Source organism: Microcoleus sp. D3_18_C4, assembly GCF_036702355.1.
Taxonomy (GTDB): domain Bacteria; phylum Cyanobacteriota; class Cyanobacteriia; order Cyanobacteriales; family Microcoleaceae; genus Microcoleus.
On the sequence record NZ_JAUBTF010000042.1, the window covers coordinates 1 to 26033 of the forward strand.

The window sequence follows — 26033 nt, forward strand, 5'->3', positions numbered from 1 at the left end:
GCCGTTTTTATCAACAAGGTATGCGGGCCGCAACCCTTATACAGTCTATCTCGTAGACCTCTTTGTCACCCCCCCAGAATTCTCTCCGAGGTCTTACATAATTGGTAATTAGTAATTGGTAGTCGGTAAGAGGACGCTGGGCGCTAGGGCTTAGAAACCCGGTTTCGACCTGTATAGGTCGTCGCTAAACTAAGATTTCTCGTAGAAACCGGGTTTCTTTTCCTAAGTCCTGCGTAATTAAGAAGAAAGCGAGTAATTTTGAGTTTAAATTATTAAGTTTTTAACTTAAAACTTTTTCACTAACAACTCAAAACTCTTACACTTAAAACTTTCCTTAAGGTTTCGGTAGCGCGCCTTCTGGACTAGGAGAAGCAGCCGGTTCGGGAGTCGTCGTAGCCGCAGGAGAAGGCAAAGGAGTCCCACTAGCTAACTGATTAATTTGGTCTTTATAGTTAGGAGGAGCTAACTCAGTAGCTCGATCAAACAGCGTTTTTGCCTCATCTGTTTTGCCCTGTTCCTTCAGCACGATCGCCTTTCCTAAAGTCGGGCGAAAATCTTTGGGATTAGCCTTAGCAGATTCGTCGTAAATTGCGATCGCCTCCTCGTAGCGCTTCTGCACAGCATAAACCTGTCCCAAAATCAACTGCACTGAAGTTACATCAACACTTTCCGGTTTCGCCAGATTCGCAGCCGGAGCAGCCTTCAGCGTATCTTGCAGCAATCCGATCGCAGCTTCTGGTCGCTGCTGCACCAGCAGTAAATTCACCAACCCCTGCAAAGCCTTAATTTCCCCAGGCTTAGACGCTAAAATTGACCTGTAAGCTTGAGCAGCCCCTTCGCGATCGCCCGTGCGTTCCTTAGCCTGAGCCAGCAAAATCCCGTATTCAGTAGTCTCAGGATTCAGCGAAGCCAACTTTTCCAAAGGAGCGATTGCATCCTTAATGTCCCCCACTCCTTGGCCGATCAACTCCAGCCGCACCTGCAACAATCCCCGTAAAGCCGTTACGTTGTCTGGTTCTCGCTGCAAAACCAATTCGTACCCCCTCGCCTGAGCTTGCAGCAACTCTGATTGCTTCTCCCCAGACTGCGCCGTTTGAGTAGGTGTTGGAGTTGACGTACTTTGGGCTTGGCTGGCCTTGAGAATACTGTCCAAAATGGGAACCAGAGAAAATCCCAAAAAAGCGATGAGCGACAGCACCACCACCACAGTAATCAACCCACGACGCTTATTTGCTTTTTCCATAATTCAACTATCCCAGCTTAAAATCTACTATTTTCTAAGAATTAACGCATCGCTCAGGGGCGTCTGCCATTTAACTAGATCCATGCAACCATAAAAGTTCTTAACTTCAAAGTCCGAACGGACAAAGCAGCCTTTTACTTGCAGCTAATATGGTAACAGACCCATAACTCCATGCTAGCTAAACAATTTTGGACACTCAGACCTGCAGCCCCACGGACTGCGGTGTCTGTCCAATTTAGTCTGGTCAAGCTAAAAATTACCGAAAATATGGCGGATCAGGCCGTTAGGTAATTGGATTAAGTAAAATAGGCAAGCTGAATATCCTAAATGCTATTAGCCAGCAACTCCAGATCAGCGCGATCGCAGGATCGATCGGTCAGCAACTCCCAAAGTCCTTCCTCGCAAGGATTTTAGCAGCCAGCGAACCGATCGGCACTCGTAGCGTTGAAAGTTGGCGTTGACGGGTCACAACCAGACCTCCGGGCGCAAGCCCGCCTGTCAGGTGCTAGTAGTTTTTAAAGCAGTTTCTTCAGTTTATTCCTAATTTCCCTTAAGGGATGTGTCTCCGCTGCAAGGAGTTTTTATGAACCCCTCTCCCAACCGGTCTTCCAAATCGTCCAAATCTACTTCAACTCGCAAGGATCAGCCGAGCGAACAGGCCGTCAATCCGCCTAAAGATACAGATTCCATTCCTGAGACACCAGACGAAAGTTCGGTGCCTTCGGCGTTGGCTGCACCTGTTGACCAAAATCAACCGGCAACGCCAACAGACGCCCCAGCGTCCAAGGATAGCCTGCAACGACCACGCTACAGTTCTGCCCCCGACAAGGACAAAACAAAGCCACAAGACCAGCCCAGCAATGCTCCTGTACCCCCGGCGCCTGCTGCGTCTTCGACACCTGTCAGCGATACTCCAGCCCAAGCAGTCGCACCGCCGGCAAACGCCGAGCCTGCCGCTAACGAAAGTCAGGCCGCTGAGGACATATCCTCCGTCATGCGCCAACATCCCATTCCCCCCCCCAGCGAACCCAGACAGTACCGAGCTGTTGGTTTGGTGCGGGGCCGCTACACGCCATCAGAAGAGCAATTCACCCGGGGTATGCTGATAGCTGCCGACGGAACTGCCATCGATGCAGTTTTGCTGGGTAGAGTCATGAGTTTAGTCAAAAATCACCTGGAGCTGGAACAAGAACACCTGTGGGTGGTCTATCCCCGCACCAGGCAAGAAGACGGCAACTTGCACGCCCAGATTATGGGGGTTTGGGAGCCGGAAACGCTCAAGAAACCTCCCGAACCTTCCTCTGATGAGGAAAATCAGGAAGCAGCGGAGATTGAGGCTAGTGACGAAGCATCGACCGCATCTTTGCCTCCCTCGGAACCTGATGTTGAAGATGGCTATTTTTCGATTAGAGGTGAGGTGATTTATCAATCCCAAGACCAAGAAAAGTATGTCATCGTCAAAATCAAGCAAGCTCCCCGCAAGAATGACGACAAGATGAAGTTTTTTAAGTTGAAACTCAAGGGAGATTTAGCTACAAAGGCGATCGGGTTTTTTTGGGATTTCCACGTCAAATTGAAAGCTGACAGTCTGATGATTGAGCAGGCTAATAATATTGGTGCCCTGCCGATTAAAAAGCGGAAATTCCCCCCTGGCAGCAAGCCGCCCGGTGGCTTCAAAGGAGGAGGGAAGCGTCCGTTTACTCCTAGGCCCAGCGGTGACGGTGCTCCTGTAGGGCGTCCTACCATCAAATCCGCAGCAGCAGCAGCACCACCGCCTGTCCCCAAGGAACCTCTTCCTAAGCCGGTTAAGAAGCCTAAGCCGATCGAGGAATAAAAAATAGTGAAAGTAAAAATGCAAGATTAAAGGTTAAAAAACTTTTAATCTTGCATTTTTAGTTGAGCTGCTGATTGTACTTCTGTACATGAGCGAGTAGGCTCTGCGCTACCACCTCGCCAATTTGAACAGGAACAGCGTTTCCGATTAAACGACCCAGTTTGCTGAAACAGACACGCTCACCAGGAGCTAGGAAGCGGTAGTTTTCGGGAAAAGTCTGAAGGATAGCGGCCTCTCTCAGAGAAATTGCACGATCCTGTTCCGGATGTCCGAACCGACCATTTCCGTAGCCGAAGCATTGAGTTGTGATCGTTGGAGCCGGGGCGTCCCACTTCATACGACCATACACGCTAGCATAAGTTTGTCCGGATTTCTTACGATGACAGGGTGCCAGCAGTGAATCATCCCAGTCATGCCATGTGCCTCCGGGTTTTGAGGCTCTGATTCGGCGGAGGTTCAGGTCACTTAGTGAGGATGCGGTATGAAGTGCGTCATTTGGATCGGAGCATCCGGCTGCTAAGGCGGGTAGATGGGAAATCGCCTCACGCACAGTTGTGCACGATCGTCTAGAAAAGATTGGAGGTACTAATTCTACTGGCCCGAATCGGGACGCTAGCAGCACAAGCCGTTTACGAGTCTGTGGAACTCCATATTGAACACAATCTACAATACTGCAACTGGTCGCATAGCCTTCGAGGTTCTTCAAAAAATCCTTGAAAACTTCATGCTCTAAAAGCTGTGGCACATTCTCCATCGTTACGAAGTCGGGTTGAGTCTCCCGTACCAACCGACCGAAGTCGGATACGAGAACCCACTTAGTGTCCTGGCGTTCCTGGCGCCCCTTACGGCTGTAAGTCGAGAATGGTTGGCAGGGCGCGCAGCCGGCCAGCAAACGCAATGTCCTATTGCCAAAAATATCTGCAAGTTGGGAACCAGATAGCGAGCTGACATCCTGCTGGACGAAAAGGGCGTCGTTGTTGCTCTGGTATGGGAAGCGACATTGTGGATCGATGTCGATGCCCGCAACAACCTGAATACCTCCTCGGATCAGTCCATGCGTAAGACCGCCCAAACCGCAAAACAGATCGATGCAGCTAATGGCTGTACTTCTGCGATCGATCTGAGGCTCTTTGCCATTGTGAGCGCCGACCATAGTCTCATCTGGATTCATGCCTTGGCTCATGTAGGTCGGTTCTCCGGCATTAGGAACTCATGTGCATCGATCGATAACTTGAAGCAATTTACAACCTCTCTCAGATACAATGCTGTTCGTTCAGTGAGGTCACGAAGCTGGCTAACAGTAATATTATTGCCACTCTCTGCAAATGATAGATTACCGTGTGCTAGTTTGTTCCGAAAACTTTTGATCAGGGAAAGTGCGCCTTGGTCATCCCGAAATGGTTGTTTGACAGCACGATTAGCCTGACGACTTATATTTAAGGACAATCCTAGACGTTTACTAAGTTTGTAAATCTCCTCATCATCCCAATTTCCACCTCCACCTTTTTCAACTTCAAAAGTTGATATGGGAAGTGCTTGCACTAGGTGTTCGCAGAGGTTCAATGCAGATTCCAGGCGATTCTCGTAGTTGAGATCATTATGGGTACGTGCGGTACATCGCACCCACTCGCGGCGCAACTCAATGGACAACTCATTGGGCAGCGATCTGTTATTAACCACTGCCTTAGATACGGCATCTACGCACCGAGTAATAGTTGACTCGACAAGATTGTAGAGCTGTAAGTAAACACTCGAATAGAGGATTTTCTGCTGTTGCGGAGTGATCGTAGCTTCCCCGATTTGTGGAGCTCCTCCCTGTACTTGTTCCTGTATGGACTCAAGCAGGTCAAGGTAAGTTTCAATTTCCTGTAAACGCTCTTCAAAAGCTTGGCTCAAATCCTCCATCCTCAATCTCCAAGTAAACGATCGCGAACGAAATGTATACGAGCCCTGAGTCTGCCTATTGCGTTCGCACCGTCAGCGCCGGTCACTTTTGTAAAGTCCCTGCTGTTCAACCATTCTTCAACTTTGAGCGATTGGTTAGCTATCTCAGGCCGTTGCTGAAGTGCCAGATAGCTTCCAATGGCTATAGCTTCAAAACGCGATCGGGGTGTAGCCTTACCTTTAAGTGTTTTGCGGAAACCCGACGGGAAGTTGCGCGATACAAAGTCTATCATGTCCATGAAGCGTTGCCGGTAGGACTCAATGTCCGCTGGGTTATTTTTAAAGCGATCGTTCATCTTCTTCGTGTAGGTGAAAAGAAATGCCGACACTCTGTCTTTGTATCCTTCGAGCCCATCGCCGTATGCAAAGAATCGTGTAACGAGCTCTTCTCTCTCGCGCTCCAATAACAGCTTGTCCGATAGCGGCGCAAGTTTGACAAAGGTCGGCTCTTTGGCGAGTAAAATGACAAGATCGAGAAAAGCACCTCCTAACGCACCTCGACGCACCTCAGCCTTGTTCGCGACCTTGCTTCCTGTGTTAATTCGATCAAAAAGATCAAATCGTGCTTGCTCATCGGCGTGTTCATTGAGCACGATCCCCCTAATGGAACGGTTCTTGATTTTTCGTTGCCGAGATTCGGGGAGATCTTTGAATCGAAATCCGGTCAGTAGCGACAATTCTTCCAAGTCACCTAGGGGAAAGTCCCCAAGAACGAACTCCTCAATCGTTCTAAGGCGCTGTGAACCATCAACAATTTCAAGCTTACCTGTTGAGGGGCTTTCCCAAAAGAAGAGGAAAGGGATCGGAAGCCCCATCAATACCGACTCAATGAACCGGGATTTGCGCTCTGGTTCCCATGTGAACTCGCGCTGGTAGGCCGGAATCTCGAAATCTCCATTCTGCATCTTTTGGGCCAGAAGCTCAATGGAATATTCCGTCAGATAGAACTCAATTCTCTTTGTGTGTTCAAAAATCTGTACCTCAGCAGTAGCAACCTCCTCATCAGTGAACTTAGACTGGTTCTTGTCGATCATCTTTGAATATCCTCTCGTGGTTCATTCAATTTATAATTCGTGACTTTAGTCTAGGGACTGTCTATTCGAGCCTCACTTGGGCGCCCCACAAATCTTGCGGGAGAAATACTCTGTCGGTGGGTAGGGGAGCAACTGGGGCCGTGAGGGTAAATTGACCCGCTTCAATTTGCTGCTTCAATTCCAATGCTACTTGCCGGGAGAGAAACATACTCGCAAGGGGGGCGGCCCGTACTGGTTTGCCCTCTATCAGGATGCGACCTGTCTTTAATTGAGCGTAACTAACTAAACCGAATGTGGGACGAACGCGCCGGGGGATAGAGAAATCTACCACCGGCGCTACTATTTTTTTGTCTGATACTGCACAGTGGGCGACGACTGTTTCATTTAAGACGGGAAAGGGGATGCCGACTCCCAGCATCAGGGATGGGCCGTAGTTTTTGAAGTAGCAGCCGCGCACCCATTTCGAGTTCATCTGTTTGGCATCGCCGATGAGTGCGAGGGTGGCAGCGGGGCCGATGGGGGTGCGGTTGGGCTGGCGTTTTTGCAGTGGGAAGTGCTGGGTTCCTTCCCAGGTGATGTAGCCCTGAGCGCCTCCTAGGAAGATACGGGTGCCGATGCCGATGATTTCGAGGTCGGGGTCGTTGAGCAGGGGAGACATGGCTCCAAGGTTCGAGTAGACGGCGTTGCCGAGGTTTGGTTGCAGGGGGCCGAGGTAGGTGAACAGCGGGCGATCGCCCCCGTTGACTCCAACAATAAAGTTTTGATATGCGTTGCGGGGATTGAATAAATAAAACTGGTTGATTGTATCGCGGGTAATCGTGGTTTCAAAGGAGGCGCGGGGGTAGCAGTCTGTTACTTGCCCCAAGGCACGCAACTGCACGGGTTTCCCGGCAATCAGGTCTTCGATGACGTGTCCGCCTCCCCGTTCGCGGGATTCTTCGCCGTCTTCGGCTACTTGGGTGGCTCCCAGGTACAGGTCTACTGCCCCGAAGCCGGAGTAGGCTAAAACGCCGTCTAGCCAGCACTGGCGGATTTTTATCGGCGGGTCGGTATGGCCGAGGTTGATGATTGCACCGGAGGATTCCATGGGCTCGAAGGTGCCGGTGGTAATCACATCGACTTCTTTGGCGGCTTGGGTAATGCTGGTTTCTTGAACTCTAGTTTTGAGTTCTTCGATTGTCCAGACTGTGGCTTTGCCTTGGCTGATTTTATCGTTGATTTCGTCGATCGATCTCATATATTTTAGATTTTAGATTTTGGATTTTAGATTTTGAATTGATTGATTTTGGAGTGATTTTGATTTTGGATTGATTTTGGATTGATGGAATGTCGATCGAGCGAATGCTGTTTTGGCGATCAACCTCGGTTTGATAACACCGCAAAATGCTATAACAGATATCAGGATTATATTATAAATAAAATAAAGAGCGATCGCCATGAGTCAAGCGATATTAAAACCAGTCACCTTCGATGAATTTATTGACTGGTATCCTGAAAATTCGGTAAACCGTTACGAACTGCACAATGGAACTATTGTTGAAATGCCTAAAGCAACCGGAGAACATTCAGAGGTAGCCGGCTTCCTTGTCGCTGAACTCAACTTTGAAATCCGACGACTAGGACTTCCTTACTTCATTCCCAAAGAATGCGTTGTCAAAGCTGATAATGAGCTATCTGGTTACGAACCGGATGTGATCGTTTTAGACAGGCAAGGAACGGACAGCGAACCGAGATAAAAAAAGGAATCTATCATTACGATGGGTAGTCCTGTCCGGCTAATTGTCGAAGTTGTCAGTACCAATTGGCGCGATAATTATGGCTACAAATTGGTGAATTACGAAGCTTTGGGCATTTCTGAATACTGGATTGCGGAGTATTTAGGACTTGGTGTCAGACGCTATATTGGCACCCCGAAAAAACCTACTTTTTCTGTTTAACAGTTGATTGACGGTGAGTATCAAGTCAGTCATTTTCGGGGTAGTAATAGAGTTTTGTCACCCACATTTGTGCAGTTGAATTTGAGTGTTCAACAGTTTTTTATAGCTGGCAGAGATACGGTAACAAATGCGAGGCTTGAAGATAATTAGGTGAGAGTGTTAGTACCACATTTTTCCTAATTTTATAGTGAATACTTCTGTACTATAACTGGCAATGAATCAGGATTGAAGTCATTATGAACCTTAACTATTGATTTTCAGGAGCCTCATTTTCAGCATGATCGGGGATGTCTGGTTTCTGTTCTGGTAAATATTTTTCTGGTAGGCTTTCGGCGACTCCTATAGATTCATGTTTTTCATGGATAGCAGAATCGATTGCTGCTAAGGTTTTAGGGCTGGCACTCCACTGGTTTAGAATATCTTTAATGAGGGCTTCCCTAATCCAAACTTGAGCTACAACGGTGAGGGGGAGAGCTAGCAATAAGCCTAAAAATCCAAAGAAGGTGGCGAAGAATACTTGAGCTATTAATGTTACTGCTGGCAGCAGTGATACTTGCTGTGCCATGACGTAGGGGGTGAGGACGTTGCTTTCAAACTGTTGAATTAGAAAGTAAAGGATTAGGACAAAACCTGATTGTAAGGGAGAATCTAAAAGTGCGATCGTCATTGGGGGGATGACGCTCAAAGTGGGGCCTATATTGGGAATTAGGTTAAGAAATCCTGCTACTACAGCGTGAGCTAGCGGTAGGGGGACTTGCAAGACCGACAAACCAATTAAGCTCAAAAAAGCAATCACACTCATGCTAATGAGAGCGCCGATGACCCATCGACCGAGAGCTATTTCGCATTCATCTAAGATGCCATCGACTCGTCGCCGATAAAAAGATGGAAATAGTTGGATGAATGCTTTGCGGTAAGATAGAGGTTCTGCTAATGTCATCAATGTCAAAACTATGACTAGCAAAAAGCTGAGAATAACGCCTAATGTGTTACCGACAAAGGCTCCTGCACCGCCAACGAGTTGGTTGAATAAAGGTTGCAGTTGTTGCATGATGTCGTTAACATCAAGATTGGGCAGCCTCTGACCAAATTGTCCCGAAAAACGACCTTCAAATTGATCTATCCACTGATTTAATCTTTCTATTCCTTGAGGGGCTCTTTGGGTAAGTTGTTGAAACTGTTGGGTAAAGGGCGGTACAATTATCAGGAATAAGCCTACGAATACGAGGATTAGGAAGCTAACTGATAAGAGTACAGCGATCGATCTTTTGAGTCCGAATTTTTGCAAGTAGCGTGCTAGCCTGTTTAAGGCGGTGGCTAAGACGACGGCCGCAAACAGCAGCAGTAGGGCCTGCCTGATTTGCCACAAAATGTAACAAGATGCGATGAGGGCTAATAAGCCCATCCACTGTCCTAGCTTCATTAGATTTTAGATATTAGATATTAGATTTTAGATTGAGGAATAGGGTATGGGGAATTACTGCTTGCTAATTGCTCAGCAGCCCAGAAGCGATGAATCGCCTTTATATCAAGATACAGCAGATGGGCGCGATCGCATCTTTAATCATATACCCCTACTCGGACATGAGTATAAGCAGCCTCCTCAATTCCCTTTGGCGAACACCTGCTGCGCTGTCAGCTTCAATTCGGGGAAAGTTCGGGACTCAATACCCTCGGCGCCTCTGAACAGTTTGACTTGGTATTCCCCGTCAATTAGTTGGTAAACCGAAAAAGTGGGTTGTTTGGGGTTGCCAATAAACCGTCTGCCGCCCAATCCTAGATAGTCTATAATCCAATATTCTTGAATACCCATTGACTCATAAGCCTCAAGCTTTAGGGCATAATCATCACCCCAATTAGTGCTAGTTACCTCGACGATTAGGGGGACTGATGAACCCATTGTGATAATTGATGATTTTTCCCATCGCGGCTCGTTTCCAATGGTTTGTTCGTTAAGTACAATAATATCTGGTTCATATCCCGATTCCTCGCGCATGGGTTTGATGACGCATTCTTTGGGGATGAAGTAGGGTAGGTTTAAGCGTTCTATTTCGAGAAATAACCAGCCGCTGGTAAAACCGGCCACTTTAGAATGTTTACCTGTTGCTTTTGGCATCTCAACAATCTCTCCATTGTGCAGTTCGTAGCGGTGTTCTGAATTCTCAGGATACCAATCAATGAATTCATCGAATGTTACTAATTCTGTGATGGTTTGAATCATGGTGAGTGCCTCAACTTTGGTTTTGATAGCTGTACGGGGAATTAAGATTTTGGCAAAAACATAGTTTTTAGACCTAGTGTATATCGATCGCACTTTTTGATTGTGTCTCTACTGCTGCTGGCGCGATCGCCCTAACCTATAGAATTCTTGTTACCTTCAAGCCTTTCTCGAACAACTTCTTGATAAAAAGTCTCTAAAGCTGTCACGCAAACTTTATCGTCAAACAGATCACCTTGTCGCTGACTCATGCGTTGTGCAATGTCTCGGCGCCACTTTGAATCTATACCCAACTTGACAGCTATTTGAATATATTCTTCTTCATTTTTGGCGATTGTGTCTGTTACTCCCAGCCTTTTGAGAAAGCTATAAGCATGAAGTCCCCGCATAAATTCTCCCGGACAAGTTACTATGGGTAAATTGCAAGCGAGCGCCTCCAAAGACGTATTCCCCCCCGACCAAGTAAAAGTATCTAAAAAAACATCAGACAGAAAGTTAATTGCTATGTAATCTTGTCGAGTTGGAATAGTTCGGAACAGACAGTAATCTTCACTGTCGAGATTCACAGCAGCAAAAGCACGCTTTAACCGTTCCCGCAGTAATTCGCCGCGAGGAAAAATAAACTGAGCTTGCGGAAGGCGGCGAGCAATTTCTGCTAAAATAAAATCATATTGTGGTAAGTATTTGAAAGGAGCTTGGCAGCACAAATAAATAACGGCATCTTCTCGCAGGTTAAAATCTGAGCGAGTTTGGGTTAATTGACCAACAATCGGTTTTGGGTAGGCAACGCCAATATTAGGCAACTTAATTAAGGTTTCTGAGTAGTGCAACTGTGCATTTTCCGGTTCCATCAATTCACTGGAAATAAAATAATCAATCGTCGGTAAACCAGAGGTTACAGGATGTCCCCACGCCGAACATTGCACGGGGGCAAGGCGCAAAGCTGCTACTTGTATAGTTGGTGCGTCCATGCCAATTTCCGGGAAGACAAGAATATGCAATTTATCATCAATAATTTGTTGGCATACGCCTTCTAGGTTGTGAGGAATGTGGCGAAATCGATCGCTGTATTGGCGAAATCTTTCTGTAATTGGATCGGGTTCGTCCCCCGTATAGTAACAGTAAATTTCAAATAGTTGGTGGTTGCAATAACGCAGCCAGCCAGTTAACCATAAAGTGCCGCTGTAAGAATGCAAATAACTAGAAATATAACCGACTCTAATTTTGCCATTTTCCAGCAGGGGAGGCATTGATTGCGGTTGCACCCACTGCGAATAGTTGGCGACCATAACTTGATGCACTAAATTAGCATACTTTGATTGCGATTCCACAACATTGTAAGCCTGATATGCTAGGTAAAAATTAGTAAAACTACTAAAACCCCGCAAAGCATTAATTTTGTATTCGGGAGTTTTTAGGGAGGTTTGCTGAATTACGTTTTCTAATCCTTGGACAAATCTTTTCCTGTAAAATAGGATTTCATCTGATGTGTTATAAATGATCGGCAATATCAAGTGTTTGAATAGTTGAAAAACATATTCATGGGGCAGTAGTTTCGTTGCTCTTTCTGCACTTGATATAGCTTCTTGAGTGCGTCCGTTTTGCTGAAAAATTTTGATTATTTGAAAGTGCAGTTGTCCTGCTGTTGGGTAATGGTGGATGCCTGAGTCAAGAATCCCGATCGCTTCTTCGATTCTGTTGAGGTTTCTTAAACACTCGCTTAAGTTACTATACAGTTCTATATCTCCTATCTGGGATACTAAAAACCTTTGATAGTGCTTAATGGCAGCTTCGTATCTTCCTTGACGATAGAATTGGTTGCCGAATTCTCTCAACGCTAATGCTTGGGAATCAACAGTTATCTCGCTAAGTTGTTCCTGTTCCACTACTGGAATTTCTGCGGTTCCAGACTCTGCTATTGCTTGGTGATTTTCCGCATTCAACTTAATTCGATATTGAATCTGTGGCAAAATATCCTGCCACTGGCTTCGATTGAGGTTTTCTAATAAAATAATTTCTGGTTCGCAGCTAGTATCTAAATCTTCTTCCATAAAAAGATTCATCACAATCGCTGATAAAATTAGATTGGGATCTATTTCGGATTTTTCTAAACTTTCGCTCACATATATTAAAATAGTGATAAAATCGCAATCGGGATGATTTACCCGACTCCTAATAATTAGTTCTAACTCTAAATAAAGAGATTCTTCTGGTTGGTTCCAATCAGGAAAAATCAGCAAATTTAAGGGTTTCAGATTTAAGGTGGCTAGATCCATGTGATTGTCTGTCTCATTTATATTGCTGGGCATGGAGGGGTTTTGGTGTGAAAGTTCGATCGCCCCTGGTTTAATTTAACTCGTCTTTGGGAGCTGGCGATCGCCCTCCATCCCCTATCTTGGCTGTTGGCGCGATCGCCAGCCGAGGACGGCAGCTAGGATGATACTGGGGGTAAAGACGGCGATTAGGGCGTTGAATGCGGTTAAGGGTATAGAGATAATGGGGCCACCGTACTTGATGATGAGGGAGATTACAGCGGAGATCAGGAATACTTTCAGGATAAATCCGGTGTTGGTGTTCATAGAATTGGTCTTTGGTTATATAATCTGGTTTTGGGAGGGAGAAGAGGGGCGCTTCATTTCGGGATAGCTTCGGTCGCGCGGACTTGGCTAATATGCCGAGAAGCCATCGAGACACCATTATTGCAGGATCTCGGAGGATTGGGGGGCGATCAATTTTTCCCCAGATAGCGCGGCTCAGATGCCTTTCCATTCTAGAATAGGAATGTGCCATCAGCTAATTTACTAATATTAGGCTTGAGAGAGAATGGATAAGCAAGAATCAGACTTGATAGAGAAAATTCGTCAACAATTTGACAATGCTCCTTACCCTAAATTTGCCCTCGATTACTCTCCCAAAACAGACTATCAATCTCTCTACATTCATAATCTGGTAACAGCTTACTATTTAAGAAATCAAAAAGTTATAGAGACTGAAGGTAAAGTTATTTTAGACGCTGGCTGCGGCACTGGCTATAAATCCTTAATTTTGGCAGAGGCAAATCCCGGAGCAAAAATTGTTGGCATAGACCTTTCTGAAGAATCTGTTAACTTAGCTCAAAAACGGCTGCGACATCACGGATTTGAAAAGGCCGAGTTTCATGTTTTAGCCATCGAAGACTTACCCAGCTTGAATCTCACATTTGACTACATTAATAACGACGAGGTGCTTTATATTTTACCTGACATAGCGGTGGGATTGCAAGCGATGAAATCAGTCCTCAAATCCGAGGGGATCATCCGTACCAACCTGCACAGTTCTCTTCAGCGCACTAACTTTTACCGCGCCCAAGCACTTTTCAGGATGATGGGGTTGATGGATGAAAATCCGCAAGAAATGGAGATCCAATTAACCCGTGATATTATGAATGCTTTGAAAGATGACGTAAGACTTAAAGTAACTACCTGGGACGGTAACCTTGCTGAAAAGGAACAGTCCATACTGATGAATTATTTGTTTCAAGGTGATAAAGGCTATACGATTTCTGAAATGTTCGCGGCGCTGAGAGTTGCTGATTTACAGTTTGTGAGCATGGTGAATTGGCGACACTGGGAATTGACGGACTTGTTCAAAGATCCAGATAACTTACCTGCATTTCTGGAGATGAGTTTGCCAGAAGTTTCTATAGAAGAGAGGCTGCATATGTTTGAACTGTTACAACCAGTTCATCGTTTAATTGACTTTTGGTGCGCTCATCCCGCGCGAGAGCCGTTGTTACCTGTTTCGGAATGGACTCTTGCTGATTGGCAGACTGCACGGGTGTATCTGCATCCCCAGCTAAGGACTGCTCAGGTACAAGAAGACTTGATTAACTGTATCAATGGTTACAGACCATTCGAGATCAGCAGTTATGTGCGTTTGCCAACCAAAGTTCCTATCCTAATAGAGAGTATTAAGGCTGCTTGTTTGCTGCCGCTTTGGGAAGGAGGTTGTTCTGTCACCGACCTAGCCGAACGCTGGCTAAAGCTCAGACCCATCCATCCCGTTACCCTAGAGCCCGCGAGTCACGAGACAGCGTTTGAGGAGGTCAAGGAACTTTTGAAAATGCTAGAAGCTTTTATATACGTGCTTTTGGAGCGATCGGCTTGAGAACGAAAAAAAAAATCCCGCGAGTGATATGAAGCCTGTCAGAAGTGGGTAAGTTATCTCTAAGAGTTAGAAATCAAGCATCCCACCCCTCTAGGAGAAACAACCAATGAAAACTGAATTTAAAGCCAGATTCCTGCAACACCTCAATCAAAAAAGACAGGATAAGGGTTTCACCCTGATTGAACTGCTGGTCGTTATTATCATCATCGGTATTTTGTCTGCGATTGCTCTGCCTTCCTTCCTCAGCCAAGCCAACAAAGCCAAGCAGTCAGAAGCCAAGCAGTATATCGGTTCCATGAACAGAGCTCAGCAAGCTAAATATGCAGAGGATAATGGCTTTGTAAAGGACGTTAATGATTTGGGTTTGGGCATCAAAACTCAAACTACTAACTATCTATACTCAATCCAACAGTCAGATTTTGCATCGGATACAAAAGCGACCAACTTCGCAACACCTGTAAATAAAAAGTCCCTCCAATTATATGCTGGTGGGGTAGCTATAGGTTCACAAACTGGAGCAGGCGCGGCTACACAGGACAAAACCACGTCAGCCGTTTTATGTGCATATGATGGTGAGGCTACTGCTTATAAGCCAGATCCGAACGCGGCGATCGGTTCTCGGTGTGAAACTGGTGGTACAGAAGTCGCCAAGTAAAAAAGGTATTACGGCTAGGAAGGTTCGATCAATGTAGTCTTAACTTTTTCCAAAAGTGGGTAGTGTTTGTATACACTACCCATTTGCATAGTTTCTAGAAATATTAGTTTCCCATATTAAAAATTTGACACCCTCTAACTTTTTAGACAACCCGGGATTGCCTGAACTACAAACTTTTCAGCAGCAAGCAGATAAATATGCAATGCAGGGACATTATGCTCAAGCAGCAAAGTTGTACGAGCAAGCAATAGAAGTTAATCCAGACACCAAATCTAATTACTGGCATTTGGGCTTGATGTTTCTGTTGCAGGAACAAGAAGCAGAAGCTCAAACTACTTGGCTGCTAGGCATGGCAGAAGGGGAACCAGAACAAGTGGAGGAGTGGACAGCAGAACTGATACAAGTGTTGCAAGCGGAAGCAGAGCGACGTAGAGGTATAGCAGACTATTCAGTAGCTTGGGTAATTCGGCAGCACATCCGAGAAATTAATCCCGCAGATATTAGCAACCTCTTGCACTTGATTGGCTTGTGCATCCTGCTTGAGACCTATACAGGAGAGGAACTGAATGCTCTGGGCTTAATCGATCATCTCCATTCAGAGCAACTCGCAGAGGCAGACTCTGAGCTATTAATGCAAGTGCTCAACAGTGTTTTACATTATGCTCCCCTGCACCCTTCGTCGCTCGAACTAGCGGAAGCCTGTCTAGCCCATGTCCGGGAACCTCTAGTTTTTATTGAAATTGTCATCGCAGCGTCGGTGGAAATTGCTCACTCGGCATTGATGCCGGGACTAGCAATAAGCTTTGCAGAGTTAGCTCGCACTTTAGATATTAATAATCTCGGAATTTTGCTACAGTTAGGTACTTATTATCAAAATGCTCAGCAATATGCTCGGGGTATAGAAATTGCCAAATTGCGCTATTCCTTATGCAAGCAACTAGCAGATAAAGTTTTTTCTAATCATCAAATTATGCGGGGATTGATGAGTGCAGGTGGATATTGGGAACAGGTATTACCGGTAATCCAGAGACACAAATCACTGTTGGAGTCACTGATCGGCGAACAACCAACATCACTTCACGCGACTACAGTCCAAAATCTGTTTCTTACTACCTTCTTTTTACCGTACTTTGAAGACAGTCCAAAAATTAATAAACCCATTCAAAATCAAGTCTCTCAGTTATGTCAAACTAATGTTGAAACCTATGCCAAGGAGCAGGCAGATCGATACAGACAGCGAGTGGCATCCAGTAAAAGCAATGGTACTGCTACTAAGCGTTTGAAGATTGGTTATGTATCGCATTGCCTCAGAAGACATTCAGTTGGCTGGCTAGCACGATGGCTTTTCCAGCATCATGATCGCGCTCAATTTGAAATACACGGTTATTTCCTGATCTATAGAAAGACGGAGGACTCTTTACAGGAATGGTTTGTCAATCATGTTGATAAAGCCCACAAAGGCGGTTTTTACGGTACTGAAGTGGCTGAGCAAATTTATCACGATGAGATTGATATTCTGATCGATCTCGACAGCATCACACTCGATGTGACTTGTGAGGTGATGGCACTCAAGCCTGCACCCGTTCAAGTCACTTGGCTGGGTTGGGATGCTTCAGGGTTGCCGGCGGTTGACTATTTTATTGCCGATCCCTATGTTCTGCCGGAGTCTGCTGAGGAATATTACAGTGAAAAAATTTGGCGTTTGCCTCAAACTTATATAGCTGTGGATGGTTTTGAGGTGGGTATTCCAGATTTGAGGCGCGATAGGTTGGGTATTCCGAGTGATGCTGTTGTATATCTTAGTGCTCAGAGGGGCTATAAACGCCATCCAGATACAGCGCGACTACAGATAAAAATTATTGCAGAAGTACCAAATAGTTACTTTTTAATCAAAGGTTCTGCTGATGAAGAATCAATTAAAAACTTCTTTTTTCAGTTAGCAGAAGAAGAAGGTGTGGCGGGCGATCGCCTGCGTTTTTTGCCAGAGGTAGGAGCCGAATCTGTTCATAGAGCAAACTTAGGCATTGCAGATGTAGTTCTTGATACTTATCCTTACAACGGTGCTACAACTACCCTAGAAACTTTGTGGATGGGCATTCCCCTCGTGACGCGGGTAGGACAGCAATTTGCGGCTCGCAACAGTTACACGATGATGATCAATGCTGGTATAACTGAGGGAATAGCTTGGACGGATGAGGAATATGTCGAGTGGGGGATACGCTTAGGGAAAGATACGGCTATGAGGCAACAAATTGCTTGGAAATTGCGACATTCGAGGCAAACTGCTCCCCTGTGGAATGCTAAGCATTTTACGCTAGAGATGGAGAAAGCTTACCAACAAATGTGGCAAATGTATCTGGAGAAACATCATTCGTAAAACGACTGATAGCAATGTATGACATAACTTGAACTGTGGAGGATAGTTAAGTGAGTGATGCTTTAGATGAGGTGATTGCGCCTCGATTGTCCCTTTGCATGATTGTTAAAGATGAAAAAAAGAATTTACCGAGATGCTTAGAGAGCGCTAAACCTTACGTTGATGAAATGATAGTGGTAGATACTGGCTCTCAGGATGGTACGCCGGAGATTGCTCTTCAATATGGAGCAAAAGTCGATTACTTCAAATGGTGCGATGATTTTGCAGCCGCTCGAAATTTTTCTCTTTCCTTAGCATCGGGCGACTGGATTTTAGTTTTGGATGCTGATGAAGAATTAGTTGTTAATACTGATGCGTTGAAAGAGGAATTAACTTCAAAAAGGGAAGTCATAGCCTATTTACTGATGCTAAGCGAAGCCAATGCTGTACAGGGGACAACCCCATTACACACACCCAGGCTATTTCGCAATCTTCCAGAACTTAGATATGTAAGTCGCCTACACGAATATATAGACTTAAAAAAATGGTACGATCGTTCAAACTTTTTAAGTCAGTTAGAAAGTTTGAAAATTCTGCACCATCCTAAAACCGCTCCTGAAGAAATCCAGCAAGAATTGATAGAGCGTGACATTGCTATTTTGGAACGAATCCAGCAAGAGGAAGGTATTAGCTTAAGACTTCTTTACAGCCTTGCTAATGTTTACGGGGCTACTCAGCAAGCTGAGAAAGCTCAAGAATGCTACGCTGAAGCATTTGAGCGACTTTTTCCACACTTGATGGAAGGGAACCCGCCGGATGATTTTGCTTTTATTCCCTCCCTGATTTTTACATTGGCGGGGCAGTCCTTGCAGAATCAAGATTATGAAACGGCACGGTTAATTTGTCAGCGCGGTCTGGAGTGGTGCGCCAACTATCCGCCTATAAATTACATAGCTGGAATGACTTTAATTAGTTTAGGATTTCCTCTGGGCGCTATTGCTTATTTTGAGAAGTGCTTGCAACTTGGTAAAGATGTCAGTTACTATACAGGAGAGCCTTTTGAAATCAGTTTTATGACAACTGATGCGGCCTGTGGTTTAGGTGCTGCGTACATTCAGATGAAGTCCTGGCAAGCCGCTATATATGCTTTTGAACTAGCGCTTAATTTTGATGAAAACTGTACAGACGCTCAAAGAAATTTAGAGGGAATTAAGGCTTTGCTTAATCAAGAAGTGTAAGGATGGAGATAGGTGGAGAAGTGGTTAGCTATCCTCTACTTTTAGGGCTGATGCCTGTTGGTTAAATTTTTCTAGTTCGCAACAATTAATACCTTTTGCTTCCCGAAGTGCGATCGCTTCTTTATTCTCATTTTCCAACAAAATTCGACCGTAAAGTCGACGTGTCAAAGCTAACCACTGAATTTCGCTCAACTGTCCAATCAGTGTAATTTCTGGGCCGTCGGAAACATCTAAATCTTCTTGCATTAAAAGATTCATCGCCACGCTTGATAAAGCGAGATTAGCATCTTCGTCAGAAATGTTACTATTGTCTACCAGTAAAGTCATCTTGCTTTTGTCTGGGTGAGTTGCGATCGCCCTCACTACTCGTTCCAATTCTAAACCAAGAGACTCTTCTGGCTGCGTCCAATCTGGAAAAATAATTAGATTAATCTCTTTCAAGTTTAAACGCACTAGAGTTGCGTCTATCAGGGCGGAACTAACCGTTTTCGCCATTTTTGACCAAGAGAACTTTTTGGCTTGTTCCAACCCAGCCGCAATCAATGAGTTGCGAACCTTCGGTTTTTGTACCTCGCAAAGTGCATCGGCTAAACCCTCAACATCCTCATCATCCACATATAAAGCTGCTTCTCCTGCCACTTCAGGAATCGAGGCATTAGGACAAGTAATGACGGGACAACCGCAGGAGAGTGCCTCCAGTACAGGCAAGCCAAATCCTTCATATTTCGATGGATAAACCAGTGCAACAGCACCGGCATAAGCTAATCTCAACTCCTCATCATCAAGTTGAAGCTTGTGAACTACAGTACCTAATGTATAATTTCTAAACTCTCCTTCTAATAAAACTCCACTCCCCGTACATACTATTTCAAAACCTTGTTTACTTGCAAGTTGAGCAAATGCGCGGAAGAATAAAATAGAATTTTTATAACCAGCTCCACCACCAACCGAAATAAAATATGGTTTTGAAATTCCGTACTTCGTTTTAAAACTACTAATCTCTTCTTTACTCGCTGACGAGAAAAGATTTTTAACTCCGCAATGAGCTACAGTTACCGATTCTTGGGCAAGGGCTGGGAAAAACCTTGTTAAGTCCCGTGCTGTACTTTCTGAGATAGCAACATATGCAGAAGCATGGCGGATACCGTGATGCTTTTCCCTCCACATGGCTTCATCTAAATTCGTCGACCAAACTTCTGGAATCATGTCATATGCCATAAACACCGAAGGTGTTGATAGCGGTGTCGTGTAGTAGGAAGAGATAAATAAAACAGCCTCTTCTTCATCGCAGACTGCTTGCAGCATTTCGCGATCAGCATCGGTTGTTCCGTAGTTATAAGCTGCTATAGTACGGTATCTGATACCCAAGATTTTGGGCGCTGTTCCAGCCCTGTCAAGAACTACAATATGCTTAGCAAAACCATTTTCTGCCCATTCTTCTAACAATGAGGACCATACACGAGCTATCCCTGTTCTGTAAAGCTGGAAGAATACGCCATCAACAATGATTTTGGGACAAGAATTATAATACTTTCTTATAAAAATTTTTCTATTTTTAAAATGTAAAGCAAGTTGATCGATTCGTCCGTCTCGACCTGTAGCGTTTGTTATATGGCGAATTAACCGATTTGCATCAGGAACAGGGGTCAATGAATAGCCTGCCAATCTTGCCCGATGAGACAAGTCCACATCATCCCAATATCCAGGCCCATAGTCTTCGCACCATCCTCCCAACGCCTCTAACAAATATCTTTTAATACACAGCGCCCAACCTTCTAAATAAAATTCTCCTAGTTCATTTTGCGCTAAAGGTCCAGCTAAACCTTCGGCAGCCAAATTACACAAATATTCAATCGGTGAATCTATTATTTCCACGTCATTATTTAGGTGAATAATATACTCACCATTTGCTACCTTCGCTCCCTGATTGTTTGCTGCCGCAAAGCCTCTATTGGTCTCATTTCGTAGCAGCTTAATCTTCTGTCGCCTGCAAAATTCTTCCAATGCTGTTTTTCCTTTTGGTGCGCTACCATTATCAATAAATATTATTTCGGTATCGGGTAAGTATTGGAGATTTTGTTCCCACAGTTCTAACAATTCACTGTGATCCCACCAAGGTACAACTATGCTCGCTAAACACTTAACTGCACTCGTGAAGTAACCTTTACTTGCTTCAACCCAAAAGCAGCTCTGAGCATGAGACCAGTAATTACTAATCGTGATATTTTGAAAACCTGTGGCTTTCAGCAATTGTTGCAGTCGAGGCGCAGTAAAGCCCGTCTTGTGAAACTCGCCAGGGTGGGTCTGCAACCCAAATATAGTATCTAATTGCCAACCCCATCGTTCATCTTCTGGCTTAGCTAACCACTGCTGCATACACCATTCTAGATTTGGTAAATTCATCACCAATTTACCGTCTGGCTTTAAAACTCTTGCCCATTCTTGAAGAGCTAGTGGCACTTCAAATTTTCCAATATGCTCCAGCATATGTTCTGTAAAAATTTCATCTACAGAGTCACTTTCAAAGGACAGATTAAAGATATCCATTTGAATAACGCCTGAAGCATAAACATATTGGTCTATATTAGAGTATCCCTCCTTGATGTGTGTCCCACAGCCAATATGTAACTTTACTAAGTTGTCGTTTTGCTTCATAATTTCTTCTTTTTTGGAATAACAATTTTTTATCTTTTCTATTTTTAGGGAGCTGGTATGTTTCCCTACTAGAATCACTCAACTTTCCTTAAAGATCGCCCTCCTCTCCCCCTATTCTCCTGCCTCTTACTTTTTCCCCTTCGCCTGCCCCAACAGCGCCTTATAATCAGCTCTGTTGGGATTTAGCTTCACCAACTTCTCCAAAGGCTCGATCGCCCCCACCTGATTATTCATCTGCAACCGCACATTTGCCAACCCCTCCAGAGCCGTCTGATTCTGCGGTTCCCGCTGTAAAACCGTCTCATATCCCCGTTCCTGCGCCGCCAGCAAAGATTCCTGAGAAACTGCTACTGGAGCAGATTTTTGCTGGTGCTGGCTGCTCAAACCGCTGCTGAACAGACTCACCATACCAAAAATTGCCGAACCACTAAAGCCAACCATTGATACAAACGCAAAAATCTGCTTAATTCGATCGCCCTTATTAACTGGACGAGGGCTAGATTTTTTCTGTGTACTTTCCATTGCTAACTCTTGGCCTCGCTGTTTTCCCGGTACTCGCAAAGCACCTATCTCTAGATTGCCCAAGTTCGATCGCAAAACGATCGCCCTTTGCGATTTAAAATTTGGAACCAATTCTAGCCCTGCACAAAATCTCATATTTGTCAAGGACATTTAGGTGACAATAACACGCGGACGATCGAGATCGATGAAGCGCGATCGCACCCTTACTTTTTAGCCGTTACTCTCTGACATTTCGCCAAACCGAGATCGGTAACGCGGTAGCAAAGATGTGAGTTCAGGAGCACGCTGGCGTTCCGCTTCTAGTGCTGAGGCTAATTCCTCAGAAAGCCGATATAATTTTTCTTCTAATTTTGTTGCAGTCATGCCGATCGCTCCTTAATTATGGTTATTTTTAATCTAAAACGCCCTTGCTGACTGGATTGTGCAATCAAAATGGGATTGGATTAAGGGCCGAAAGGCCGATCGACCTTTCACACCTTCAAATGCCATCAGGATCGATGCCTTGGCTTCTCAAGTATGCCATTAGTCGATCGGCCCTCTGGCGTTCCTCTTCGGCCCTCTGGCGTTCCTCTTCGGCACGCTGGCGCTCCTGTTCCACCCGTTCCGCACCCCACAACAGCAAATTGCCATTCTCATCCCACCAGCGCAACCAATAACCCGTTCTCTGAGATTTTTCACCTTCCCAAACCCCCAGAAATAAACCCATCGATTCTATCCAGAATCGCTGATTAGCATCCGGTTCTTGCAGTTCGTATTCTCCCGAAGTCGAGAGTCTGTACACTTCCACTACTCCCGATTTCGGTTCAAAAATTACATAAATCGGCACTTGCAAAATTCGCTCATAAAACCGCCATTTTCCGTAAGGATATGTCGGTTTATTTGAATATTCACTGCCGTCAGTATCCGATAAAAACTCCATCACTACAGCAGGTACTTCTCCCTCAGCATTGCGCGTATAACTGCGGCGAACTTCTCCTGGTTCTGCTGGCAATACCGAGGGAACGTACACCCAATCCGGGGCTTTTACTACTGTTTTGTCGTTAACTTTGGCACACAGTCCAAAATTGGAAGCTATTAGCATTGAAGCTAGGATAAATCCTGCCAGATCCAAGGCTTCTCGTAGGGCGGCGGCTAAAAGTGGTTGGTCAATGTTTTCCACAGGATCATCTGGTAATTTAAAGTCATCTGGCAATTTTTCCCAAGTTATATTATACTGGGTTTTGGTTGCGTCCGGTTTCGATAAAGTTTGCGTCATTGGTTTTCCTTGGTTCGATAGAAAGAGTTTTTTATTAATAGGATTTGGACAATAACTTTAATGCAGGGTGCGAAAGCCATACCTTATTAACTAGGTATAATCGGGGTGCGTATTGCCCACCTTACTAACTAGAGGAAGTCGCGAATCTTGCAAGGGAGGTTATTCAATGATACCCTGTTTTAAGGGGTATTTTTGGGAGCCACTGGTTCTGCTGATCTGGCAGTTTGAGAAGGTATAACAGGCAATTTTTGCTGTTTGTGCAAGCTGGGAAATCCAGGATCTACTGATTGATTTATGGGAGGTGTACTGGCATTTACTTTCTCAGAAAGGGGGGCTAATGTTTGAGTCACTTTAACTTGCTGTCGCAGTTGTTCTGTCGAACCCAACAAGCCTCCCAATCCGTGGAACAACCTGCGAATATTGTTGCGGAAAGCCGGATCTCCCGTCAAATCATCCACGTCGGAAGTAATTTTTTGCACGTTCTGAAATGTAGCTCGTGCAGAATCTAGAGTTTGCTGCAATAATAGCAAAGTGGCGGGATTGTTTACCTGGCTGGATAAATCTCGCAAATTACCAGAAGCTTGGGCAGCATTCGCTGATAAAACTTCTAAATTGTTCAGCAATTGTCCTTGGTTGATGCGATTAATTGTCGGACTCAAACTGCTAACAGCTACGCGCAGTTCCTGACTGCTTTGATTGATGTTATTCAGAGTTGAGACTAAACTGGCGCGGTTGGTTGTTACTAAAGAATTGAGTTGGTTAGCTGTTAATGTAACTTGATTGGCTGCTTGAGTTACTGAATTAGCAGAATTTATCGCAGCGGCAGATACGGCTTTTGTGGAAGTGTCCGCCGTAGCTGCTACTTTAGACACATCAGCGGCGACTGCTGATATTTCTGTCTTGAGCGATTGATTTAAGGTGTTTGCTTCTCCCTTTAATGATTGATTTAAGGTGCTTGCTTCTCCCTTTAATGATTGATTTAAACTTGCTATTTCGGTTTTAACAGATTGATTTAAGCTCCCAATATCTCCCCTTACTGATTGATTTAAAGTTTTTATTTCCGCTTGGGCAGTTTTAGTTAAAGTCGATAAATCTTGAGTAAGTTTAGCTGCACCTTTAGCTGTGTTGGCTGTATTCTCGGCCAGAGATTTAATATTGTTAAACAGGGCGGGGTCAGTGTAGAAATTAGCTAGGCGGACTGTGGATTTAATTAGTTCGTCGATAGTGACACCAGCTTGACCTTTTAAGCGCGAATTTTGGCAGATAATCTCCGAGGGACAGTCGGCACTAACGGGATTGGCGGTAAGTAATGATTCTGGCAAAATCGAGTTGGGGGTAATGTCGATCGACGATTCGCCAATTAAACCCGATTTATTCGCTTCGATCGTAACATCCCTGGGAATCACTAAAGTACCGGGGGAAATCTCCAGCGTCACGTCTACGCCGTTGGAACCGGGTTTGAGGGCGGTAATTTTACCGACTGCCACCCCGCGATACCTGATGGGCGTGCCGATTTGCATTCCTTGGGCGCTGCCAAATTCTACGGCGAATTTGTAGCTGCGGTTCCCTACCTGCACGCCCCGCAGCCAGAGCACTAAGCCACCAAATAAACCGATTCCTACTAAAATTAAGAACCCGACAGAACCTTCTCTTACAGTTCGCGATCGCATATTACCTCCTTAGTCATTGGTCATTAGTCATTGGTCATTAGTCATTGGTCATTGGTCATTAGTCATTAGTTATGGGTTATTAGTTATTGGTCATTGAGCATCATTTTTAGGGGATGACCCGATAGATTGTAGGTATGAGTTTAATTGAGGGGCTAAGTCATTAATGATTGCTGTGAATGTATTTACTTGTTGAACGGTTAAAAGGTTTCGAGTGTAAGCTCGTCTCAACCAGTGTTGAGTTTCATATAAAGAACCTCTAGCTATCTTGACAAAGCGTCTGTTGTCTTGATAACTGCCTCGTCCCACTCCTTCTGCTATGTTAGCACCGACGCTATCGGCTGAACGGACAATTTGTTTGCCGCTCGTATCTTTGGCAAATGGCTCCCAAGTCTTAACAGTTTGCCAAATTTCATCTGCTAGTCGTTCTGATAATTTATAAACTCGCAATTCCTGAAAACTTTTTGTTGCCATATTACCCTCGACCTTAATGACTAATAACTAATGACTAATGACTAAGGAATAATGACAATTGACTATCCAAGCGCTTGAATTGGCCCAGTAACACTGCCACTAAAAAATTGTCTGATCAGCAAATTATCTGTCGCTGCAATGTCATTGACAGTTCCCTCCCATTGCACTTTGCCTCGATAGAGAAACACGATGCGATCGGCAGTGCGGCGGATGGTACTGTCTTGGTGAGTGACGATCGCATAAGTGCTGCAAACACCTTGGGCCGCCTGCAAGTCCCTGATTAAATCTTCAATTACCGTCGAAGCGATCGGATCTAAACCCGCCGTCGGTTCGTCGTACAGCAAAACCTCTGGATTATCCCTGTCATTATCAGGATTCGCCATGATCGCGCGGGCAAAACTTACCCGCTTCCTCATTCCCCCAGACAACTGCGCTGGATAGCGTTCGCCAATTCGCGGCAAACCCACCATCTCCAACTTTTCCTCCACCAATTCCCGAATGCGGCGGCGCGGCAGCTTAGAATGCTGGTAAAGTAAAAAACCGACATTCTCCTCCACCGTCAGCGAATCAAACAAAGCCGCTTGCTGAAACACCATCCCAATTCCGATCGGATCTGCCACGTCGTCCACCCATCCGACCCTGCGCTGTCCCTGAACAAAAACCTCACCGGCATCCGGGGCCAACAAACCCGCAATTATCCGCAGAATCGTAGATTTCCCCGTCCCCGAAGGGCCAATAATTGCCAGGGCCTCTCCCCGATAAATCCTCAGATCGACTTGATCGAGGATCGGGTTCTGGCCGAAGGACTTACTTACCCCCTTGAGTTCGATTAGTGGCTCAGCCATAAAATGTTAT

The 26033-nt window shown here is 45.1% G+C and carries 21 protein-coding genes and 1 pseudogene; 6 read left to right on the top strand and 16 right to left on the bottom strand.

The window, feature by feature from the left end:
• Positions 1 to 334: 334 nt before the first annotated feature.
• The gene (locus QUA90_RS19860) at positions 335 to 1243 is read right to left on the bottom strand and encodes a tetratricopeptide repeat protein (RefSeq protein ID WP_333386910.1); all 909 of its coding nucleotides are present in this window, start codon (positions 1241 to 1243) and stop codon (positions 335 to 337) included.
• A 583-nt stretch (positions 1244 to 1826) separates the two neighbouring features.
• On the opposite strand from QUA90_RS19860, the gene QUA90_RS19865 reads away from it, so the two are divergent.
• Positions 1827 to 3077, top strand: coding sequence for a hypothetical protein (locus QUA90_RS19865; RefSeq protein ID WP_333447287.1), 1251 nt, complete (start codon positions 1827 to 1829; stop codon positions 3075 to 3077).
• A gap of 58 nt (positions 3078 to 3135) precedes the next feature.
• On the opposite strand, the gene QUA90_RS19870 is transcribed toward QUA90_RS19865, so the two are convergent.
• The 4 genes from QUA90_RS19870 to QUA90_RS19885 form a co-directional block, all read right to left on the bottom strand.
• Positions 3136 to 4260, bottom strand: coding sequence for a DNA cytosine methyltransferase (locus tag QUA90_RS19870; RefSeq protein WP_333447289.1), 1125 nt, complete (start codon positions 4258 to 4260; stop codon positions 3136 to 3138).
• Positions 4257 to 4982 carry an MAE_28990/MAE_18760 family HEPN-like nuclease gene (locus tag QUA90_RS19875; RefSeq protein ID WP_333447291.1) on the bottom strand — a complete coding sequence of 242 codons (726 nt, stop codon included), beginning with the start codon at positions 4980 to 4982 and terminating at the stop codon, positions 4257 to 4259. Before QUA90_RS19875 ends, QUA90_RS19870 begins: the two co-directional genes overlap by 4 nt.
• A gap of 2 nt (positions 4983 to 4984) precedes the next feature.
• Positions 4985 to 6055, bottom strand: a complete 1071-nt coding sequence (locus QUA90_RS19880) for a DUF262 domain-containing protein (RefSeq protein WP_333447293.1) — start codon at positions 6053 to 6055, stop codon at positions 4985 to 4987.
• 61 nt (positions 6056 to 6116) lie between these two features.
• Positions 6117 to 7292 (bottom strand): homocysteine biosynthesis protein, encoded by a 1176-nt coding sequence (locus tag QUA90_RS19885; RefSeq protein ID WP_333036886.1) that lies wholly within the window; start codon positions 7290 to 7292, stop codon positions 6117 to 6119.
• 199 nt (positions 7293 to 7491) lie between these two features.
• On the opposite strand from QUA90_RS19885, the pseudogene QUA90_RS19890 reads away from it, so the two are divergent.
• Positions 7492 to 8142: pseudogene (locus tag QUA90_RS19890) on the top strand (Uma2 family endonuclease).
• Positions 8143 to 8239: 97 nt separating this feature from the next.
• On the opposite strand, the gene QUA90_RS19895 reads toward QUA90_RS19890, so the two are convergent.
• From QUA90_RS19895 to QUA90_RS19910, 4 genes are all read right to left on the bottom strand, one after another.
• A complete protein-coding gene (locus QUA90_RS19895) occupies positions 8240 to 9415 on the bottom strand; it encodes an AI-2E family transporter (RefSeq protein WP_333081475.1) in 1176 nt (391 codons plus the stop codon).
• Between the two features lie 180 nt (positions 9416 to 9595).
• Positions 9596 to 10213, bottom strand: coding sequence for a Uma2 family endonuclease (locus tag QUA90_RS19900; RefSeq protein ID WP_333447297.1), 618 nt, complete (start codon positions 10211 to 10213; stop codon positions 9596 to 9598).
• A gap of 131 nt (positions 10214 to 10344) precedes the next feature.
• The gene (locus QUA90_RS19905) at positions 10345 to 12519 is read right to left on the bottom strand and encodes an O-linked N-acetylglucosamine transferase family protein (protein WP_333447299.1); all 2175 of its coding nucleotides are present in this window, start codon (positions 12517 to 12519) and stop codon (positions 10345 to 10347) included.
• A gap of 81 nt (positions 12520 to 12600) precedes the next feature.
• Complete coding sequence (locus QUA90_RS19910) at positions 12601 to 12789, bottom strand: hypothetical protein (protein ID WP_333081478.1); 189 nt, start codon at positions 12787 to 12789, stop codon at positions 12601 to 12603.
• Between the two features lie 244 nt (positions 12790 to 13033).
• Here QUA90_RS19910 and QUA90_RS19915 point away from each other — a divergent pair, with 244 nt between their 5' ends.
• The 4 genes from QUA90_RS19915 to QUA90_RS19930 all read left to right on the top strand — a co-directional run bounded on the left by QUA90_RS19915 (position 13034) and on the right by QUA90_RS19930 (position 18605).
• Positions 13034 to 14356, top strand: coding sequence for a methyltransferase domain-containing protein (locus QUA90_RS19915; RefSeq protein ID WP_333447301.1), 1323 nt, complete (start codon positions 13034 to 13036; stop codon positions 14354 to 14356).
• Between the two features lie 106 nt (positions 14357 to 14462).
• Positions 14463 to 15011 carry a type IV pilin-like G/H family protein gene (locus QUA90_RS19920; RefSeq protein WP_333081480.1) on the top strand — a complete coding sequence of 183 codons (549 nt, stop codon included), beginning with the start codon at positions 14463 to 14465 and terminating at the stop codon, positions 15009 to 15011.
• A 202-nt stretch (positions 15012 to 15213) separates the two neighbouring features.
• Positions 15214 to 17388: an O-linked N-acetylglucosamine transferase family protein gene (locus QUA90_RS19925; RefSeq protein ID WP_333386991.1), complete on the top strand. Its 2175-nt coding sequence runs from the start codon at positions 15214 to 15216 to the stop codon at positions 17386 to 17388.
• A 50-nt stretch (positions 17389 to 17438) separates the two neighbouring features.
• Positions 17439 to 18605: a glycosyltransferase family 2 protein gene (locus QUA90_RS19930; RefSeq protein ID WP_333386923.1), complete on the top strand. Its 1167-nt coding sequence runs from the start codon at positions 17439 to 17441 to the stop codon at positions 18603 to 18605.
• A gap of 24 nt (positions 18606 to 18629) precedes the next feature.
• Here QUA90_RS19930 and QUA90_RS19935 read toward each other — a convergent pair whose 3' ends face one another.
• The 7 genes from QUA90_RS19935 to QUA90_RS19965 form a co-directional block, all read right to left on the bottom strand.
• A complete protein-coding gene (locus QUA90_RS19935; RefSeq protein WP_333447303.1) occupies positions 18630 to 21338 on the bottom strand; it encodes a glycosyltransferase in 2709 nt (902 codons plus the stop codon).
• Positions 21339 to 21386: 48 nt separating this feature from the next.
• Positions 21387 to 21893 carry a tetratricopeptide repeat protein gene (locus QUA90_RS19940; protein ID WP_333447304.1) on the bottom strand — a complete coding sequence of 169 codons (507 nt, stop codon included), beginning with the start codon at positions 21891 to 21893 and terminating at the stop codon, positions 21387 to 21389.
• Between the two features lie 99 nt (positions 21894 to 21992).
• The gene (locus QUA90_RS19945; protein WP_333081485.1) at positions 21993 to 22145 is read right to left on the bottom strand and encodes a hypothetical protein; all 153 of its coding nucleotides are present in this window, start codon (positions 22143 to 22145) and stop codon (positions 21993 to 21995) included.
• Between the two features lie 115 nt (positions 22146 to 22260).
• Entirely contained in the window at positions 22261 to 23037 is a 777-nt protein-coding gene (locus QUA90_RS19950; protein ID WP_333447306.1) for a Uma2 family endonuclease, read from the bottom strand.
• Positions 23038 to 23216: 179 nt separating this feature from the next.
• Entirely contained in the window at positions 23217 to 24707 is a 1491-nt protein-coding gene (locus tag QUA90_RS19955; RefSeq protein ID WP_333447308.1) for an MlaD family protein, read from the bottom strand.
• Between the two features lie 90 nt (positions 24708 to 24797).
• Positions 24798 to 25178, bottom strand: coding sequence for a four helix bundle protein (locus QUA90_RS19960; RefSeq protein WP_333447310.1), 381 nt, complete (start codon positions 25176 to 25178; stop codon positions 24798 to 24800).
• Between the two features lie 62 nt (positions 25179 to 25240).
• The gene (locus QUA90_RS19965) at positions 25241 to 26023 is read right to left on the bottom strand and encodes an ATP-binding cassette domain-containing protein (protein WP_333447312.1); all 783 of its coding nucleotides are present in this window, start codon (positions 26021 to 26023) and stop codon (positions 25241 to 25243) included.
• Positions 26024 to 26033: the final 10 nt, after the last annotated feature.

What these genes read in the sequence shown, in the direction of transcription:
- QUA90_RS19910 (WP_333081478.1), bottom strand. Translation starts at nt 12,789, where the DNA reads ATGAACACCAACACCGGATTTATCCTGAAAGTATTCCTGATCTCCGCT.
- QUA90_RS19960 (WP_333447310.1), bottom strand. Translation starts at nt 25,178, where the DNA reads ATGGCAACAAAAAGTTTTCAGGAATTGCGAGTTTATAAATTATCAGAA.
- QUA90_RS19880 (WP_333447293.1), bottom strand. Translation starts at nt 6,055, where the DNA reads ATGATCGACAAGAACCAGTCTAAGTTCACTGATGAGGAGGTTGCTACT.
- QUA90_RS19895 (WP_333081475.1), bottom strand. Translation starts at nt 9,415, where the DNA reads ATGAAGCTAGGACAGTGGATGGGCTTATTAGCCCTCATCGCATCTTGT.
- QUA90_RS19875 (WP_333447291.1), bottom strand. Translation starts at nt 4,982, where the DNA reads ATGGAGGATTTGAGCCAAGCTTTTGAAGAGCGTTTACAGGAAATTGAA.
- QUA90_RS19925 (WP_333386991.1), top strand. Translation starts at nt 15,214, where the DNA reads ATGCAGGGACATTATGCTCAAGCAGCAAAGTTGTACGAGCAAGCAATA.
- QUA90_RS19870 (WP_333447289.1), bottom strand. Translation starts at nt 4,260, where the DNA reads ATGAGCCAAGGCATGAATCCAGATGAGACTATGGTCGGCGCTCACAAT.
- QUA90_RS19965 (WP_333447312.1), bottom strand. Translation starts at nt 26,023, where the DNA reads ATGGCTGAGCCACTAATCGAACTCAAGGGGGTAAGTAAGTCCTTCGGC.
- QUA90_RS19905 (WP_333447299.1), bottom strand. Translation starts at nt 12,519, where the DNA reads ATGCCCAGCAATATAAATGAGACAGACAATCACATGGATCTAGCCACC.
- QUA90_RS19950 (WP_333447306.1), bottom strand. Translation starts at nt 23,037, where the DNA reads ATGACGCAAACTTTATCGAAACCGGACGCAACCAAAACCCAGTATAAT.
- QUA90_RS19860 (WP_333386910.1), bottom strand. Translation starts at nt 1,243, where the DNA reads ATGGAAAAAGCAAATAAGCGTCGTGGGTTGATTACTGTGGTGGTGGTG.
- QUA90_RS19955 (WP_333447308.1), bottom strand. Translation starts at nt 24,707, where the DNA reads ATGCGATCGCGAACTGTAAGAGAAGGTTCTGTCGGGTTCTTAATTTTA.
- QUA90_RS19915 (WP_333447301.1), top strand. Translation starts at nt 13,034, where the DNA reads ATGGATAAGCAAGAATCAGACTTGATAGAGAAAATTCGTCAACAATTT.
- QUA90_RS19920 (WP_333081480.1), top strand. Translation starts at nt 14,463, where the DNA reads ATGAAAACTGAATTTAAAGCCAGATTCCTGCAACACCTCAATCAAAAA.
- QUA90_RS19945 (WP_333081485.1), bottom strand. Translation starts at nt 22,145, where the DNA reads ATGACTGCAACAAAATTAGAAGAAAAATTATATCGGCTTTCTGAGGAA.
- QUA90_RS19865 (WP_333447287.1), top strand. Translation starts at nt 1,827, where the DNA reads ATGAACCCCTCTCCCAACCGGTCTTCCAAATCGTCCAAATCTACTTCA.
- QUA90_RS19900 (WP_333447297.1), bottom strand. Translation starts at nt 10,213, where the DNA reads ATGATTCAAACCATCACAGAATTAGTAACATTCGATGAATTCATTGAT.
- QUA90_RS19885 (WP_333036886.1), bottom strand. Translation starts at nt 7,292, where the DNA reads ATGAGATCGATCGACGAAATCAACGATAAAATCAGCCAAGGCAAAGCC.